This is a genomic window from [Clostridium] colinum, from assembly GCF_940677205.1.
GTDB lineage: Bacteria > Bacillota > Clostridia > Lachnospirales > CAG-274 > Tyzzerella > Tyzzerella colina.
Window position 1 is genome coordinate 1157756 of record NZ_OW712331.1, and the last position, 17792, is coordinate 1175547.

At 24.8% G+C, this 17792-nt stretch carries 13 protein-coding genes and 4 tRNA genes; 7 read left to right on the forward strand and 10 right to left on the reverse strand.

Annotation, left to right across the window (positions count from 1 at the left end; genetic code table 11):
• Positions 1-56: 56 nt before the first annotated feature.
• Positions 57-554 (reverse strand): YbhB/YbcL family Raf kinase inhibitor-like protein, encoded by a 498-nt coding sequence (locus tag NBW53_RS05730; protein WP_250277301.1) that lies wholly within the window; start codon positions 552-554, stop codon positions 57-59.
• Between the two features lie 82 nt (positions 555-636).
• Entirely contained in the window at positions 637-993 is a 357-nt protein-coding gene (locus NBW53_RS05735) for a winged helix-turn-helix transcriptional regulator (protein WP_250277302.1), read from the reverse strand.
• Positions 994-1159: 166 nt separating this feature from the next.
• On the opposite strand from NBW53_RS05735, the gene NBW53_RS05740 reads away from it, so the two are divergent.
• Positions 1160-3511, forward strand: coding sequence for a SpoIID/LytB domain-containing protein (locus NBW53_RS05740; protein ID WP_250277303.1), 2352 nt, complete (start codon positions 1160-1162; stop codon positions 3509-3511).
• Between the two features lie 73 nt (positions 3512-3584).
• Here the strand turns inward: NBW53_RS05740 and NBW53_RS05745 are convergent, their stop codons facing one another.
• From NBW53_RS05745 to NBW53_RS05755, 3 genes are all read right to left on the reverse strand, one after another.
• On the reverse strand, positions 3585-4391 hold the full coding sequence (locus NBW53_RS05745) for a GTP pyrophosphokinase (protein ID WP_250277304.1): 807 nt from the start codon (positions 4389-4391) through the stop codon (positions 3585-3587).
• Between the two features lie 27 nt (positions 4392-4418).
• Positions 4419-6458 carry an ATP-dependent zinc metalloprotease FtsH gene (gene ftsH / locus NBW53_RS05750; RefSeq protein WP_250277305.1) on the reverse strand — a complete coding sequence of 680 codons (2040 nt, stop codon included), beginning with the start codon at positions 6456-6458 and terminating at the stop codon, positions 4419-4421.
• A 365-nt stretch (positions 6459-6823) separates the two neighbouring features.
• Positions 6824-8359: a S8 family peptidase gene (locus tag NBW53_RS05755; protein WP_250277306.1), complete on the reverse strand. Its 1536-nt coding sequence runs from the start codon at positions 8357-8359 to the stop codon at positions 6824-6826.
• Positions 8360-8521: 162 nt separating this feature from the next.
• Here NBW53_RS05755 and NBW53_RS10180 point away from each other — a divergent pair, with 162 nt between their 5' ends.
• The 6 genes from NBW53_RS10180 (at position 8522) to NBW53_RS05780 (ending at position 10025) form a co-directional block, all read left to right on the forward strand.
• Positions 8522-9178 (forward strand): TraX family protein, encoded by a 657-nt coding sequence (locus tag NBW53_RS10180; RefSeq protein WP_408647053.1) that lies wholly within the window; start codon positions 8522-8524, stop codon positions 9176-9178.
• 10 nt (positions 9179-9188) lie between these two features.
• The gene (locus NBW53_RS05760; RefSeq protein ID WP_250277307.1) at positions 9189-9632 is read left to right on the forward strand and encodes a YaiI/YqxD family protein; all 444 of its coding nucleotides are present in this window, start codon (positions 9189-9191) and stop codon (positions 9630-9632) included.
• An 87-nt stretch (positions 9633-9719) separates the two neighbouring features.
• Positions 9720-9792, forward strand: a tRNA-Phe gene (locus NBW53_RS05765).
• Between the two features lie 3 nt (positions 9793-9795).
• Positions 9796-9866 (forward strand) — tRNA-Gly (locus tag NBW53_RS05770).
• Between the two features lie 13 nt (positions 9867-9879).
• Positions 9880-9951 (forward strand) — tRNA-Gly (locus NBW53_RS05775).
• A gap of 3 nt (positions 9952-9954) precedes the next feature.
• Positions 9955-10025, forward strand: a tRNA-Gly gene (locus NBW53_RS05780).
• Between the two features lie 232 nt (positions 10026-10257).
• On the opposite strand, the gene NBW53_RS05785 is transcribed toward NBW53_RS05780, so the two are convergent.
• The 5 genes from NBW53_RS05785 to NBW53_RS05805 all read right to left on the reverse strand — a co-directional run bounded on the left by NBW53_RS05785 (position 10258) and on the right by NBW53_RS05805 (position 17750).
• The gene (locus NBW53_RS05785) at positions 10258-11007 is read right to left on the reverse strand and encodes a hypothetical protein (protein ID WP_250277308.1); all 750 of its coding nucleotides are present in this window, start codon (positions 11005-11007) and stop codon (positions 10258-10260) included.
• Between the two features lie 82 nt (positions 11008-11089).
• Entirely contained in the window at positions 11090-11665 is a 576-nt protein-coding gene (locus NBW53_RS05790; RefSeq protein WP_250277309.1) for a hypothetical protein, read from the reverse strand.
• 258 nt (positions 11666-11923) lie between these two features.
• Positions 11924-13489, reverse strand: a complete 1566-nt coding sequence (locus NBW53_RS05795; protein WP_250277310.1) for a DUF3794 and LysM peptidoglycan-binding domain-containing protein — start codon at positions 13487-13489, stop codon at positions 11924-11926.
• A gap of 65 nt (positions 13490-13554) precedes the next feature.
• Positions 13555-15726: a DNA gyrase/topoisomerase IV subunit A gene (locus tag NBW53_RS05800; RefSeq protein WP_250277311.1), complete on the reverse strand. Its 2172-nt coding sequence runs from the start codon at positions 15724-15726 to the stop codon at positions 13555-13557.
• Positions 15727-15767: 41 nt separating this feature from the next.
• Entirely contained in the window at positions 15768-17750 is a 1983-nt protein-coding gene (locus NBW53_RS05805) for a DNA gyrase/topoisomerase IV subunit B (protein ID WP_250277312.1), read from the reverse strand.
• Between the last annotated feature and the right edge of the window lie 42 nt (positions 17751-17792).

The window sequence follows — 17792 nt, forward strand, 5'->3', positions numbered from 1 at the left end:
TAATATATAAAAAAAGACAAAGTTTAATAACCTTGTCTTTTTTTATAAAATATTAATTAGTTTTCATATGTTGCTTTTAATAAACAATGGTCTAAAATATGCCCTTCCATAGCATTAAAAAGTTCATTTAAATAAAACCCATTTTGTAAATCTAACATACAATCAAGAGCATATACATTTATCTCATAAGTATGTTTTTTATCCGGTGGAGCCATACCACCATAATAAGAACATAACTCTGGAGGATTGCTTCCTCCTTGCATACTCATCCAACTATTAACACCTTGTACAAAATTAGCATTTTGACTTTCATTTTCTTCTAATTCATTTTTTGTAATATTAGCAGCAGTCCAATGTACCCAAGAAAAACCACCACTTACAGGATAAGCATCTTTATCTTCTAAAAATATTGCATAGCTAACTGTGTTAGCTGGTACTTCTTCAAATTTTAATGGTAAAGAACATATAGGCATACCAAAATCATTACATTGACCCCTTTTACCATATTTATCATCTATAACTCCATTTACAATTCCTTTACTAGTTACTTTCATATTTTTCCTCCTAAACAAATTAAATATATATTAATTATATTATATTTTTAAAATTTGTAAATTACCCACTTTTTTGTTAGTATTATATTAACCCTTTTTCTTTTAAAATAACTTCTTGTCCATTTTTTATCATATATTCTATACCAACTTTTTGGTATATTTCTAATGCTTTTAAAATATCTTGTCCCATATCTGTTAAAAAATATTCTGTTTTTAATGGATATTGACCATATGTACGTTTATCAATAATCCCATAGCTAATAAGTTCTTTTAAGTGCTGATGTAACATTTTTTCTGTTATACCACATATTTCTTTTAACAAATTAGAGGGCATCGTAGCCCCAAGACGAAGACGCCATATTATTATACATTTCCATTTCCCTTTCATCATATCGTGCACTAGCTCAAGAGGACAAGTATAATTTTTTCTTATTAACATAAAATCACCTTCCAACTATTATTATAAATATAATAACATATATACTTTAAATATTCTATATTAATAAAATATTTAATATAATATTAAAAAAATAATTTAAAGTTATGTAATAATAGCATTTTTTATTCATATATATAATATAAGTATACTTTAAGGAGGAAATGTTATGAATAAAAAACTGCTATTTATTATTTGTATATTATGCTTTACATTTGTTGGTTGTACAAAAAATAGCGAAGAAAAAAATGAAGAGTTAAAAATAGGTGTTATAGGTAATAATTATCCAGTTGATAGAGCTACTGTATCTAAAATGATGGCTTTAGCTAGCTATAATAAAAAAGAAATTTTAGCTCTAGATAATGTTATTAATTTTAAAGATGTAAAAGAAGATAGTTGGTACAATAAATATATAAACTGTGCTTATATAAAAGGTGATATGAGTGGAGTTTTAGAAGATAAATTTGACCCTAATGGTAATTTAACAATAACTCAGACACAATATTTAATAAATAAATATGATAAAAACAAAAAAATAAAAATAGATGATAAAAATAAAGACAAGCCTATTTCTTATGCATTATGGTGTAATATATATTCTCAAATTATTCAAGATACAAATATACAACAAGAAGAATTAGTTATTTTAGCTACAAAAGATACAAATAAAAGTTTAAAAGATGATTATGTTATGACAGATAAAGGTCTATATTCTTTTGAAGGGATAGAAGTAAATAAATATATAAACACTAAAATTAAAGTTTTTCAAAGAGATAATGAAGTAATTGCCATAACAGATGTTATAGAAACTGAACCTACCTTAAAAAGATGCTACATAGAAAAAATAAACAAAAATTATATAGATATATTTATTGGTGGTGCAAAAAAAAGATTATATATAAAAGATGAAAATATAAAAATACAAGAAGAAAATATAATGGCAGATATAAAAATAAAAAATGATGAAATAATATCAATAGATTATTATAGAAATACAATTAATGGTATATTAAATAGAATAGATAATAATACTCTTAGAATAAATAATACAAACTATGTATTAGATGAAGACTTTAAAATATATTCATTATTAAACAACCAAATATCTATGAGTAATATAGATGAATTATTAATTGGACAAAATATTGCATCATACTTTACAAAAGGTAATGAAAATAAAATATATAGTGCTATAATAAATACTAGTCCTAAATATGATAAAATAAGAGTTGCTATAAATGATACTAGCTATAATAATTTATATTTTAATGAAATTAAGCTAAAAGCTAATAGTGGTATGAAAGTTTTAGTTAAAGGTCAAGAAAAAAATTTATCAAGTATACATATAAAAAATAATCAAGATTTTGGTATAGGTGAAAATGAAATAATAATATTAGAATCTAATAATAAAGATGAAGGTATAATAATTGAAAATATTAAAAGAGTATATGAACTCCCTACTTTTTATGAAAAATTAGAAATATGTAAAATGGATAATAAATATGTTTTAGTAAATGAAATTAGTATAGAAAGCTATGTAGAAAGTGTATTAGCTAGCGATAACAATAATTACCAAAATTTAGAAATGTTAAAAACTTTAGCTATAATTTATAGAACACAGGCTATTAGATATATAAATGAAAATAACCTAAAACATATAGGTGCAAATTTAGATGATAGTTCTAAATATCAAATATATAATAATAAAAAAAGCCAAGATATTTTTAAACAAGCTGTAAGTGAAACAAAGGGTAAAATAATTACAAATCAAAATCAAGTAGCAAATTTAACATACTTTTCTTATTCATCTGGAGTTACAGCAAATAGTGGAGAAATATGGTCAGATAAATCTTATTACTCTTATCCGTCAAATAATAAACCTTATTTAGTACATATAAAAGATTTTACTGAAAATATATACGAAAATTTACAAGAAGAAGTTAATGCTAATATTTTTTATAAAACAAAGGATATTGATAGTATAGAAAAAGATAGTAAATGGTTTAGATGGTCTACCACTTTAGAAGAAAAAGATATTTCAAAAATAAACGATAATATAAAACAACTTTATAAAACTGAAAAATATTTTATAAAAACTTTAGAAAATGACAAATATATTTATAAACCAGTAGAAGATATAGGAAAAATAAAAGATATTAATGTTAAAAAAAGAGGTGATGCTGGAAATATAATGGAATTAGAAATAATAGGAGAAAAAAATACAGTTTTAATAATGTCTGATTTAATAATAAAGAAAGTTTTTTCTTTAAATTCTGTAATAGATAATAATGGTGAAATAGTTCAAAATATTTCTACTCTACCAAGTAGTTATTTTGTTTTTGATAAAATATATGATAATAATGGATACTTAAAGAAAGTAACACTTTATGGTGGTGGATATGGACACGGTGTAGGACTTAGTATGTACGGTGCATATAAGATGATTCAATCTGGTAATACCTATGAAGATGTTTTTCATAAATATTATAAAGATATAGAAATAATAAATATATATAATTAATTATAAAATATGAAATAAATAAAGCGCTTAAACAACACTAATAAAAGGTTATTTAAGTGCTTTATTTATTTAGTTAGTTATAACTAACTTTATATAAATTTGCCATAGTTTCTAGCTTATTATTAAAAGCATATAATTTTTCTATATTGTCTTCTTGATACAAATCTATAAATTCTCTATTAAAATTATTCATTTGTTCTATTTTACCAATATAATATAAATTTTGAATATTTTTTAAGATTTTTTCTACCAAATTTTCTTTTGTTTGGATAATCTTCTGATTTTCAATAATTTCATCTCTTATTGTACCCATTTCTTTATCAAGCATAAAAGAGGCTTCAGCACAAGCTTCTAACCTTTCTCTAAGATGCTTAGGCATATTACCATTATATTTATATCTAAGAGAATGTTCAATAGTTGCCCAAAAGTTCATAGCCATTGTTCTTATCTGTATCTCACAAGGTATTTCTTTTTCTCCATTAGCCGTTATTATTTTATAGTTTATTGTTATATGATAACTTCTATATCCACTGCTTTTAGTATTATTTATATAGTCTTCTTCTTCTTTTATTTTAAGGTCTTTTCCATCTCTATCTCTTATAAGATTAACAACTTTATATATATCTTCAACAAATTTACAAGTTATTCTAACACCAGCTATATCTTCTAATGTACCAAATATTTTAGTAAGAGGTATATCTCTTTTATTAGCTTTATCTAAAATGCTTGATATAGATTTAACTCTAGTTTGAACAAGCTCTATTGGTGAATGTTGTTCAAGCTCCATATACTGCTTTTTTATACTATTAAATTTTATATATAACTCATCTGTTGCTTGCTTATAAGGAAATAGTTCTTCTTTCCAATTAATTATATTCATAAAATCCCCACTAAATTTGTAATAAGTTTATTTTTTATTTATATTATAGTATCTTTTTACTTTATTGTTATATTTACGTATTTTAAATATAAATCTCTTTTTTCTTCTTCTGTTCTCTTCAATAAATCTAACTTTACACTTTTTTTTATTACTATTTTTTTCAGTATCATTAGTACTGCTTTTGCGAAACTTTTTTAAAATATTCATAAATTCTTCACCAGTAATATTTTCTTTATTAATCAAATATTCTGATATTTCATCTAAAGCTTCTTTATTTTCTTTTAAAATATTTCTAGCTTTTATATGACAATCTTTTATGATACATTGTATTTCTTTATCTATTTCTCTTTGAGTTTTTGACGAACAATTAGAAACAAGTCTTCCATCAAGGTATCTATTTTCTATATCTTCTAATGCAACCATATCAAATTTTTCACTCATACCATATAAAGTAACCATACTTCTAGCTATACTAGTAGCTCGTTGTATATCATTACTTGCTCCAGTAGTTATAGTTCCAAATTCTACTTCTTCAGCACAACGTCCACCTAATAAAACCATTATTTCTTCAAGCATTTCCACATTATTTTTTAAATATTTATCTTTTTCTGGAACTTGAAGAGTATAACCTAATGAACCCATTGTTCTTGGTACAATAGTAATTTTTTGTACTGGTTCAGTATTTTTTAACATAGCAGATACTAATGCGTGACCAACTTCGTGATAAGCTACAATTCTTCTTTCTTCTTCAGATAAAATACGGTCTTTTTTCTCTTTACCAGCTATAACAACTTCAACGGCTTCCATAAGGTCTTCTTGTTTTACAAGCTCTCTTCCACATCTAACAGCCCTTAAAGCCGCTTCATTAACCATATTAGCAAGGTCTGCTCCAACGCTACCACTTGTCGCTAAAGCAATTTTTTTAAGGTCTACATCTTTATCTAGTTTAACTTTTTTAGCGTGTACATTTAATATATCTTCCCTACCCTTAAGGTCTGGTCTTTCAACTATTATTCTTCTATCAAATCTACCTGGTCTTAAAAGCGCTTTATCTAAGACTTCTGGTCTATTAGTTGCAGCTAGTATAACTATACCTTTAGAAGAATCAAATCCATCCATTTCGGATAAAAGTTGATTTAATGTTTGTTCCCTTTCATCATTACCACCGTGACCATCTCTTTTTTTACCAATTGTATCTATTTCATCAATAAATACTATACAAGGTGTATTTTCCATAGCTTGTTTATAAAGGCTACGAACTCTAGAAGCTCCTAAACCTACATACATTTCTACAAAGTCAGAACCAGATATGGATAAAAAAGTAACATTTGCTTCACCTGCAACAGCTTTTGCAAGCATAGTTTTACCTGTACCTGGTGGACCTACTAATAATGCACCTTTAGGTTGTACTGCACCTATCTTAGAATACTTTTCTGGATTATTTAAAAAATCTACTATTTCTTTTAAAGATTCTTTTGCTTCTTCTTGACCTGCAACATCTTTAAATGTTATACCTGTTTCTTTTTGCATATAAACTTTGGCATTACTTTTACCCATACCAAACATACCGCCACCCATTTTTTTACTAACTCCTCTAAATAAAATAGTTAGTATAAGGTAGGTAATTAAAATAGGTAAAATATAATATACAAAAAAATTTACAACTCCATTATTTTCTACAATAGGAGCTTTAAACTCTACATTATATTTTTTTAAATCTTCTTTTAAAGTAAAATCTGGAAATCTACCAGTATATAGAGGTTGATTACTATCTATACCTAATATTTTTGTATCACTTTTATTTTCTTCATCTTTAGGAAAAATTAATATTTTACCAGATTGTAGCTCAACCTTTTTAACTTTTCCTTCTTCTAGCATATTTAAAAATTCACTATAACTAATTTCTCTACTTCCTTTTGTTAGCATAGAAACAGTTGCAATATTAAAAACAAAAGTTAAAATAATAGCTATGGTTAATATTGTTATGGGTGTATTTTTATTTGGTTTTTTATTATTGCTATTATTACCAGAACTATTATTTTGATTTTGATTTATATTATTGTCCATTTAACCCTTCCTTCCAAATAATATTATTAGAAATATTATTTTAAATATGATATATCATATTTAGTGTAAATATTATAATAAAATTTCCTATATAAATGGTTTAATTAATAATTTTAAGGTACTATTAAATTATAATAAAATATTTCGTTAAATTCTACTTTTTTATTATATCTAATTTGTATAAATTCTTCAACTATTATTTATTAAATTTTTTGTAAACTTATTTACACATAATATATGTTAATTTTATTATTTATAAACAATTAAAAGAAAAAATGATTATTTATTAAACTTATTTTAAAATAGCAATAATATTTCTTAGCTTTGATAAAAATACAACAAAAAAACTTAATTTTTAAATATTTTTAATTAAGTCTTATTATTACAGCATAATATCCTAAAAAATTTGAAGTTGTAGTTATATTTTCACTAGGTGCTACTAAATCTGGCTTTATTCTATTATCTCTAGTAAATCCCCTACCTGAAAATTCTGAAATAGAATTTAATAAATCATTATATCCTCCAACAGTTATAACATTATTAGCCGTAGAAGGTATTGTTAACGTGGTATTTATATTAGGTTTTAAAAATTTTGTGTTTTTGGAAGAAACTTCTGTAACTGGCAACCAAATATTAAACAAACCTTCAACAATATTTATGCCTTTTATAATTATTTTCCATATTCCACTTGCCAAAGTTCCCCTTGTAGATATAATTTCAAAAAATACACCTTGTTCCAAGCTATATGGTGTTGGTTCTCCTAAATTAAAGTATAAATTTGCATTACCAAAATTAAATACATTACTTTTTGTTGTATTATTTATAAACCCTGTTTCCACCCCATTAGGTGATATAATATTTATATTAAATATATCAACAAAATTTTTAAATAAAACAATATATAATGATGACAAATTACTATCTAAGGATATTTCTATTTCAATAGTTTCTCCTGTTTTTATAGTGTTTTGATAATGATGGGAAGTTGAACCTTCGTTACCAGTTGGAACAACAATAGAAGTTTTCCATATATTAGACATATCATTTATATATGTTTCAAACAATGAACTTCCTGTATGAGAACCATCATTAGTTCCAAAAGATATATTTATAGCTATTGGTTTATTAAGCTCTATAGCTTTGTCCAAAACAAATTTTATAGCTCTCATTATTTCTGTATTTCTTGCAAAAGATTCTCTTCCTTTTTCTCCTAGTTTTACAACAATAATATCACTATTATTTGCAACCCCTAAATATTTTTTTTTAGAAGATGCTCCATTTCCACAAGCTATACCAGCAACAGCTGTTCCGTGGCCTATTGTATCATTTGTTTTAACTATGTTAAAAGGATTTTCACTTAATAAAGCATTGTTTATTTCTTCTCTAGTATATACAACACCAGCTGAAAAACCTTCTGGAGGATTACCTTCTAATGTTTGATCCCATATATATTCTATTCTAGTTGTACCATCTTCATTTCTAAAATCTTTATGAAGATAATTTATACCAGAATCTATAATTCCAATTAATGTACCTTTACCAGATAGATTGTATGGCATTTCTCTTACTTGTTCAATACAAATACTATTAATAGCAGTGTCTAATTCAATAGATAAATTTCTTGGCTGTTCAATATATTCTATTTCTCTATATAAAGTTAAAATAAATATTTCCTCTTTTTTTAGTGTAAATATTGCATAATTAGATGATAATATCTCTATTTCTATGTTCATATCTTGTTTAATTTTTTGTAAATCACCATTATATTTAACAATAACTTCCCATAAATTATTATTTTTATTATATCCAGCTTTTATATTACTTCTTTCAATCATATCTTCAGGTATACTAAGTGAGGTTTTTAATTGACTATCTAATTTTAAATCATTAAATTGAGACATACTTAACCACCTTATAAAATATATTTAAATATATGATTAAAGTAACTTTTTATACCTAAACAATTGTATTTTTATTAAAATTAAATTATACTGTATATAAACTGTTTAAATTTAGAGGTGCCTATGACAAATTATTCTATAAAAATAATAGCTTTAATAACAATGATTATAGATCATATAGGAGGTGTTATCTTTAAAAATCATTTGTTATTCAGATATATTGGTCGTTTATCTTTTCCTCTATATTCATTTTTAATAACTGAAGGTTTGAAAAAAACTTCTAACATAAAAAATTATTTAAAAACTCTTTTTATTTTATCAATAATATCTGAAATATTTTATGATTTATGCTTTAATAGTGAAATAAATTTTATTAATCAAACAAATACAGTGTATACACTATTTATTGCTAGTATTTCTTTATTTTTCTACAATAAAAATACAAACTATTTGATAAAATATTTTTTCCTATTTTTAGGTATTTTATTAGCTTACATTTTAAAAACTGATTATGGAACTTGGGGTATTGTATTAATTTATATTTTCTACTTTGTAGAGGATAAAAAATATATTTTATTTTATAGTATATTTTGGGTTACTATAAAAAATATTGACTTTATATTAAACATACTATACTATAAAATTAATGATAAAAACTATATTTATCAATCTTTTAATTTATATATTTTTACAATTATACCCTTATTTATAATTTTATTTTATAATGGAAAAAAAGGTAAAAATATAAAATATATATTTTACATTTTGTATCCTTTTCATCTTTTTCTACTTTATTTAATAAAGATATTTTTATTATAATGGAGGTTTTATGAAAATATTAATAGATGCTGATGGTTGCCCCGTAATAAATATATGTATAGATATAGCATTAAAAAATAATATAGAAGTTTTAATTGTTTATGACACTTCTCATATTTTTAATTTTGAAAATGAAAAAATAACTTGTATAATTGCAGATAAAGGAAAAGATAGCTCCGATTTTATATTATTAAATAAATGTGAAAAAAACGATATTGTTGTAACACAAGATTATTCTCTTGCTGCTATGTGCTTAACTAAAAATTGTTTTGTCATTAATCAAAATGGTTATATTTTTACAAATAATAATATAAATGAACTTTTACTAAGAAAACATATTGGTAAAAAGCTAAGAAAATCTGGTAAAAAAGATTTTAAAATAAAAAAACGAACCAAAGAATGTGATTATAAATTTATAGAAAATTTTACAAAACTTATAAATAATCAATGTTAATACTTTATTTTAAAATTTTTTTAAAAAACTGTTGACAATATTAGGATTATAGATTATAATAATTATTGTCTTAAGGGAAAAGCTTAAGCCCAGATAGCTCAGTCGGTAGAGCAGAGGACTGAAAATCCTCGTGTCGGCGGTTCGATTCCGTCTCTGGGCATATGCGGGTGTGGTTCAATGGTAGAACATCAGCCTTCCAAGCTGAGGACGTGGGTTCGATTCCCATCACCCGCTTTTACCTTAATACGCGCGAGTGGCTCAGTGGTAGAGCATCGCCTTGCCAAGGCGAGGGTCGCGGGTTCGAATCCCGTCTCGCGCTTATGCGGGTGTGGTTCAATGGTAGAACATCAGCCTTCCAAGCTGAGGACGTGGGTTCGATTCCCATCACCCGCTTTTATTCTAAGGTTTTAAAAGACAGAGTTATTAATAAATCTGTCTTTTTTGTATTTAACTAACTTTTATTTTAAATCTAACTTAAATCATATTCTATTCATACTACTTTTATTATTTTTCCCTATTTTATTTGATTAAAATATAATTTCTGTTAAGATACATTTTATCTTTAAAATAAAAAACTTATTAAATCAAATATTATTAATTTAATAAGTTTTTTATTATTTTTATATTAGTCTTTAAATACTTTATTAAATTCAGCAAAAGATTTTTTTAATTCCGAATCATCTGGCATTTTATCTATATCATCTAAAAATTTATCCCAATAATCAAATGTAAGATTTTTTACATAATTTTCATTAATATATTTTGCTATATTTGTTAATATATCTTGAAGATTTGGTGCTACATCAGATATATGAAATACTACTCTATCACCTTCACAATATTCCCAACCATGTTCTTCATCATATAAAAAAGCTCCTTTGTCAGTACGAAAAGCCTTTCCGCTAATTTCTGCTAATGCATAATGCTCAGACATACTCACTATAAATTCATTAGTATAACTTCCTTTAAACCAATCCTCTTGATTAAAAATATTTATATACTCTGTTACAAGCTTTTCAAACTCTCCTAAAGGCATTATTTTTTCTACTTCTTTTATATCTAAAAATTCTCCAAATCCATAATGTGCTCCTAAAATAATATCTTTACTAGCATATATGCTATATTTATAATCTTTATTATCTATATCATAATTATTATGATTTTCATTATAATACGTTTTTATATTATTCATTCTTCTTTCTTTTGCTTTTTCCATTTCAAATAACTGCTGTGGTGTAAAATATCCTTTATTTTCTTCTATTTTATTATTTTCCTTATTTTCATTTATATTTTTATCTAATCTAAATTTTTCTTTTTTAGTTGTGCTATATCCTAAACAATTAATATTATTACTTATATTTATTGTTGAAATCATATTCTGTTTTCTCCTTAATTAATTTTTTTTACATAAGTACAAGATAATAAAATTTAATTTTATTATCTTGTACTTATAAAACTTAGCTTATTTTATACTCTATAATTCTACTATTTTTACTAGTACCTCTTCCTTCAACACGAATACTTACTATACAAGGCTCATTAAAATCAATAATATTTATAGTTTCTTTATTATCTGTATAATTAGCAAAAGTGTATTCTTTCTTTTTCTTCGTATTATTTCCTATAATTGTTATTGTACCTTGAACAAGCTTATTTTTATCAAATGGCATAACAATATTTATAGTTGAATTTGGGTTTAAAATTACATTTTTTGTTTGTATTTCTGTTGAGCGATGTTCAACTGAAATACTATCTGAAACATAATTAGGTATTCTTGTTGTACTTCCACTACTAACGCTACCAATACCGCCAGTTACTGGACGACGGCTTCCACCACCCATAATTGAACTACTAACACTACCAATACCTCCGGTTACTGGGCGACGGCTTCCACTACCCATAATTGAACTACTCCCAAAACTCCCAATACCACCAAGTCCTCTTAAATGATAGTTACTTCCTGCAAAAGTTAGTGTAGAAGATGTTGTCAAAATTAATGTCGTTAAAAAAATTGCTTTTAATGACTTTTTCATAACTAAATTCCTCCATTTATACAAAACTTTATACCGGATGCTAATAACTAGATGATATCTTTATATTAATATATATTTATATCAATTTCAATAATAAATATATATAAAAATATATTAATTTTTTACCATATTTTTATAACTATTGTTTTATCGTAAAATATAAACCTTTTAGGTTAAATTTTAAAAATAAAAATAAGACATACTCAAGTGTATTAATAATTTTTGATTATGCCTTATTTTTACAATTTATATATTATATTAACAAATTTTTTTAAGTATTAATAATTTTTGCCCTGGATATATTAAATCTGGGTTTTCTATATCATTAAGACTAACGATATCATCTACTGTTGTATTAAACTTTTTAGCTAAACACCAAAGGGTATCACCAGGTTGCACTACATAAATAATCATACTAGCAATACTATCTAAAAATTGTTCATCTACTTCATCAAATACAACATCTGTAATAAAAGAAATTTCTTTTTCCTTAGTAACACAAGTATCAAAATTAATAGCACATCTAACTTCTACATCTTTATCAGACATCATATTAATGCCTATATGCTCAAGGCTAGAATTAATATCAACTTTAACCATATCTGGTTTAGTTCCTTTAGTATCTATAGCTTGACTATAAGGTATAATAGTGTTAAAGCAATACATTGGATATTCATCATTATTAGTAATATATAATATTTTGCATTCTACAATACCTTCTGCTACAACTTTATTTTCTAAAATTTCAATATTATCCAATATAGGCTTACCAGAAACTTTTAAAACTTGCAAAATAGGTGGACATTCTTCATCTAATTTTATAATCTCTTTAATAGATGCTTGATTTTTATTTTTACAAATAAGCATAGGATAACTTTGCATATTTTTTTCAATATTAATTTGTTTATCTAGTGCATAAGCATCTTCTAATATATTCATTTTATCTTCATAGCTAACTTTAATGTTACACCCTACATAAATATCTATACCAATAACTCTTGGGTTTCCTTCAACATCTTCTAATATTTGTACGTTTTTTTCTTGTATATCTAAATATACATCTCCTATCATATCATCTGTAGCACCCTCTACCTCTATTGCTCCATTAAAAGGTATATCTTGTTCAAAATATGTAATCATGCTGTCTTCTTCATCACTTTTATATAATATACAAGCTCTAACATCACCAGATATGTTTATTTTCTCTAATTGAGTTTTTATATCTTTATTAGCAATATTAAAGCTAATGTCTAAAATTTCTTTAATATTAGGTCTACCACTAGATATTTCTATATCATCTTTTATATTAAAACGGTCAAACTTAGTGCAAGCAACTTTATTTATATTTATATTAGTCACTTTCATTTGTTTTTCATCAAGTCCATCTATACTAGATACAATTTCAATATTTTCTTTAGATAATACTTCAGAAGTAACGTCTAAAATAGCTCTAAAGCTTACTTTCCTATCGTTTATAAGCTTATAATCTAAATTAGTAATATTACAAGTAGTAAATACTGTCATACTTTTATCTATTCCGTCCATATTTATAAAGTCGTTTATAGGATATGTATATTGCATATTATATATAGGTTTATTTTCTGCTTTTGCAACAAATAAAACATTTATATCCAAATTTCCTTTAAATGTTATTCTATCATTAACTATATCTTTACTATCTATGTACGCAACTGCATTAGCTTCTAATACCATATCTATATCTGGTTTAGTATCTGGTACAATAATATCACCTTCTACCAAAACTTGGCTGGTTTCTTTTCCTATTTTTTTATCTATTGTTATATCTTTCTTTAAAATGTCCATAAAAAAAGACCTCCTACATATTTTATTTTATAAAAATATATGTAAACAGGTTTTTTTTTATAACTTTATTTTAAAAACTTATTTTTATTTTTATCTTTATCTGATATAAAATGCCCTGTTGAAGGTATATCTTTTACACGATAATACTCTATATCATTTGATAAAAACTCATCTTTTTCTAAACAAAATGTAACTTTATTATCTTTTTTAGTAGTTAAAACATTAACACCAATAGATGACTTTGTAGTCTTTTCTTCTATTTTATTAGTATTTATAAGAAGTGCCTTATCATTATCTCTTATTAAAATTATATCTAAATCTTCTAAAATATATCTTATATTTAATAGTTTACATTTATCACTATATGCGTTTATAAGTTTTTTTCTATTAACTTTTGTCTTATAAGCCTCTAAAGGTACTTTAGCTATTTTACCATTTTCAAATGTAAATAACATATGTCCTTGATAATCACTTGTTATTACAAAATATAATATGTTTTCATTTTCTTCCATACCTAATATATTTGGTAAATAATGTCCTATATTACTAACTTTTACTTCTGGTATGTCATATGCTTTTATTTTATAAACATTATATTTATCTGAAAAAAATATTATTTCTGACTTGTTATTAGCCTCTATTTCTTGTATAATAAAATCTTCTTCTTTTAGCTTATGTTCACCAGAAGAACGTAAGGATACTAATGTTACCTTTTTAAAGTAATTTTCTTTTGTTAAGAAAAATTTAGCAGTATAGTCTTCTATAAGCTCGTGTTGTTCTATTTCTTTTACTTCTTCGTGATATATTATGTCTGTTTTTCTAGGCTTACCATATTTTTTAGATATTTCTTTAAGCTCTGTACATATTATTTCTTTTATAAGCTCTTCGCTTTTGTATATATCTTCTAATTTTTTAATATCTTCTTCTATTTGTTCACGCTCTTTTATACGGTTTAAAAGATATTCTTTATTAAGATTTCTAAGCCTTATTTCTGCTATATACTCTGCTTGTTCTTCATCTATATTAAATCCTTTTATAAGATTTGGTATAACCATATTATCTTCTTCTGTATCTCTAATAATACTAATGGCTTTGTCTATATCTAATAAAATTTTAGCAAGACCTGATAACAAATGATGCTTGCTTTTTTTCTTTTCTAAATCATATGCTGTTTGCCTTTTTATGCATTCTATTCTAAATTTAAGCCATTCTTTAAGTATTTCTTTTACTCCCAAAGTTTTAGGAACACCATTAATAAGTACATTAAAATTACAACTAAAACTATCACTTAAGCTAGTCATAGAATATAGCTTATGCATAAGTAGCTCTGGGTTGGCACTTTTTTTAATATCTATAGCTATTTTTAACCCATTCTTATCTGTTTCGTTCCTAACATCATTTATTTCTTTAATCTTATTAGTTTTAACAAGAGTAATGATTTTATCAATAATAGCTTCTACTGTTGTTGTATATGGTATTTCATAAATTTCTATAAGGCTATTTTTTTTATCAAATCTATATTTACCTCTAAGCTTAAAGCTACCACGGCCTGTCTCGTATATAGTATTTATCTCTTTTTCATTATAAATAAGCTCTCCACCGCTAGAAAAATCTGGTGCTTTAAGATATTTTAATATATTTACTTTCTCATTTTTAATAAACTTTATAGTAGTATCACAAACTTCTTTAAAGTTAAAGCTACAAATAGAACTTGCCATACTTACTGCTATACCTTGATTATTAGTAACTAATATATTAGGAAAAGTTGTAGGAAAAAGTGTAGGTTCTTTCATAGTTCCATCATAATTATCTATAAAATTTACTGTATCTTTTTCTATATTTTTAAATATTTCTTGACATATACTATCTAGCTTAACTTCTGTATATCTAGATGCTGCAAAAGCCATATCTCTAGAAAATTGTTTACCAAAATTTCCTTTAGAATCTATAAAAGGTGTAAGTAAAGCATCATTACCTCTTGTTAATCTAACAAGTGTTTCATATATAGCCATATCTCCGTGTGGGTTAAGCTTCATAGTTTGCCCAACAACATTTGTAGATTTTGTTCTATTTCCGTTTAAAAGCCCCATTTTATACATAGTGTATAATAATTTTCTATGAGAAGGTTTAAATCCATCTATCTCTGGTATAGCTCTAGATATAATAACACTCATAGCATAAGGCATATAATTTATTTCTAATGTTTTTGTTATTGGTTGTTCTATATAATTATTCATATAATCTCCTTATATTATAATTAAAAATTAGATATTATATTTTAAACATCTGTAAGGTCTATATATTTATATCCGTTTTGTTCTATATATTCCTTTCTTCCTTTTAAATTATCTCCCAGTAGCATTTCAAACATTTCTTTTGTTTTTTCTACATCTTCTGGTAAAACTTGAATAAGTTTTCTAGTTTTAGGATTCATAGTAGTTTGCCACATCATTTCTGGTTCATTTTCTCCAAGCCCTTTTGAACGTTGTATGTGATATTTACCATTTATCTTATTTATTATATCTATCTTTTCTTTTTCAGAATATGCAAAATAAGTCTTTTTATTTGACGTAATTTCATATAAAGGTGATTCTGCAATAAATACCTTTTTTTCTTCTATTAAAGTTGGAACTAATCTATAAAGCATAGTCAGTATAAGTGTTCTTATCTGGAACCCATCTACATCGGCATCTGTACATATTATAATTTTGTCCCATCTAAGTTGGCTTAAATCAAAACTGTTAAGTTCTTTATTATGTTTAGTTTTTAGCTCAACTCCACAACCTAAAACTTTTAAAAGGTCTGTTATAATATCACTATTAAATATTTTATCATAATTTGCTTTTAAACAATTAAGTATTTTACCTCTTACAGGCATTATTCCTTGAAACTCTGCATCACGCCCTTGCATACAAGCTCCTAACGCAGAATCTCCCTCTACTATATAAATTTCTCTTTTTGTAACATCTTTAGACCTACAATTAACAAATTTTTCTACTCTATTATTAATATCTAAAGACCCTGTAAGTTTCTTTTTAATATTTATTCTAGTTTTTTCTGCCGTTTCTCTACTTCTTTTATTTATTAATACTTGATTTGCTATTTTATCTGCATCTGCTTTATTTTCTATAAAATAAACTTCTAAACGTTCTTTTAAAAAGTCTGTCATAGCTTCTTGTATAAATTTATTTGTTATAGCTTTTTTAGTTTGGTTTTCATAGCTTGTTTGTGTAGAAAATGAATTTATTACCATAATCAAACTATCTTCTACATCTGAATAAACTATCTTTTTTTCATCTTTTTTATATAAATTATTAACTTTTATATATTTGTCAATAGCAAATACAAAAGCAGATTTTACTGCCTTATCTGGAGAACCTCCATATTCTAAAAAGCTAGAATTGTGATAATATTCTACAATATTTATTTCATTATTAAAAGAAAAAGCCATTTCAAACTTTAACTTATATTCATCTTTATCTTCTCTGTCTTTACCTTTTGTTTCGTGACTATAATAAACAGGTTCTGTAAAACTTTTATCCTTTCCTATTTCTTTTATATAATCTTTTATCCCATCTTCATAACAAAAGAAAAATTTTTCATCTGTTTCTTCATAGTAAAGCTCAAATTTAAGACCTGCATTTACTACGCATTGTCTTTTTAAAGTTTCTTTAAAATAATCTATATCAATATCTATATCTGTAAAAACTTCTCTATCTGGACGCCAATGTATTTTACTACCTGTTGTATTTATAGTAGTTTTTTCTTTTTTTAAACCGCCTACATTCTCTCCTTTTTCAAAATGTAGTGTATATTTAAATCCATCTCTAATTATTTCTACGTCCATATATTCAGAGCTATATTGTGTAGAACAAAGCCCAAGTCCATTAAGCCCTAAGCTAAACTCATAATTTTCTCCACTATTATTTAAATATTTACCACCTGCATAAAGCTCACAAAATAAAAGTTCCCAATTATATTTTTCTTCTTTAGGGTTATAATCTACAGGTATACCTCTCCCATTATCTTCTATACATATAGATTTATCTTTAAAATATGATATTTTTATTAAATTACCAAAACCTTCTCTTGCCTCATCAATAGAATTTGATAATATTTCAAAAATAGAGTGTTTACAACCTAAAATACCATCAGAGCCAAATATTACGGCTGGTCTTAATCTTACTCTATCTGCACCTTTTAAAGAGGTAATACTTTCATTTCCATATTGAGATTCTTTTTTTATATTTTTTTTTGCCATAAAGCTCCTACCTTTTTATTTTTTTAATTTTTATAAATAACA

Excerpts from the sequence above, each read along its gene's own strand:
- NBW53_RS05730 (WP_250277301.1), bottom strand. The coding sequence starts at position 554 with ATGAAAGTAACTAGTAAAGGAATTGTAAATGGAGTTATAGATGATAAA.
- NBW53_RS05735 (WP_250277302.1), bottom strand. The coding sequence starts at position 993 with ATGTTAATAAGAAAAAATTATACTTGTCCTCTTGAGCTAGTGCACGAT.
- NBW53_RS05740 (WP_250277303.1), top strand. The coding sequence starts at position 1,160 with ATGAATAAAAAACTGCTATTTATTATTTGTATATTATGCTTTACATTT.
- NBW53_RS05745 (WP_250277304.1), bottom strand. The coding sequence starts at position 4,391 with ATGAATATAATTAATTGGAAAGAAGAACTATTTCCTTATAAGCAAGCA.
- ftsH (WP_250277305.1), bottom strand. The coding sequence starts at position 6,458 with ATGGACAATAATATAAATCAAAATCAAAATAATAGTTCTGGTAATAAT.
- NBW53_RS05755 (WP_250277306.1), bottom strand. The coding sequence starts at position 8,359 with ATGTCTCAATTTAATGATTTAAAATTAGATAGTCAATTAAAAACCTCA.
- NBW53_RS10180 (WP_408647053.1), top strand. The coding sequence starts at position 8,522 with ATGATTATAGATCATATAGGAGGTGTTATCTTTAAAAATCATTTGTTA.
- NBW53_RS05760 (WP_250277307.1), top strand. The coding sequence starts at position 9,189 with ATGAAAATATTAATAGATGCTGATGGTTGCCCCGTAATAAATATATGT.
- NBW53_RS05785 (WP_250277308.1), bottom strand. The coding sequence starts at position 11,007 with ATGATTTCAACAATAAATATAAGTAATAATATTAATTGTTTAGGATAT.
- NBW53_RS05790 (WP_250277309.1), bottom strand. The coding sequence starts at position 11,665 with ATGAAAAAGTCATTAAAAGCAATTTTTTTAACGACATTAATTTTGACA.
- NBW53_RS05795 (WP_250277310.1), bottom strand. The coding sequence starts at position 13,489 with ATGGACATTTTAAAGAAAGATATAACAATAGATAAAAAAATAGGAAAA.
- NBW53_RS05800 (WP_250277311.1), bottom strand. The coding sequence starts at position 15,726 with ATGAATAATTATATAGAACAACCAATAACAAAAACATTAGAAATAAAT.
- NBW53_RS05805 (WP_250277312.1), bottom strand. The coding sequence starts at position 17,750 with ATGGCAAAAAAAAATATAAAAAAAGAATCTCAATATGGAAATGAAAGT.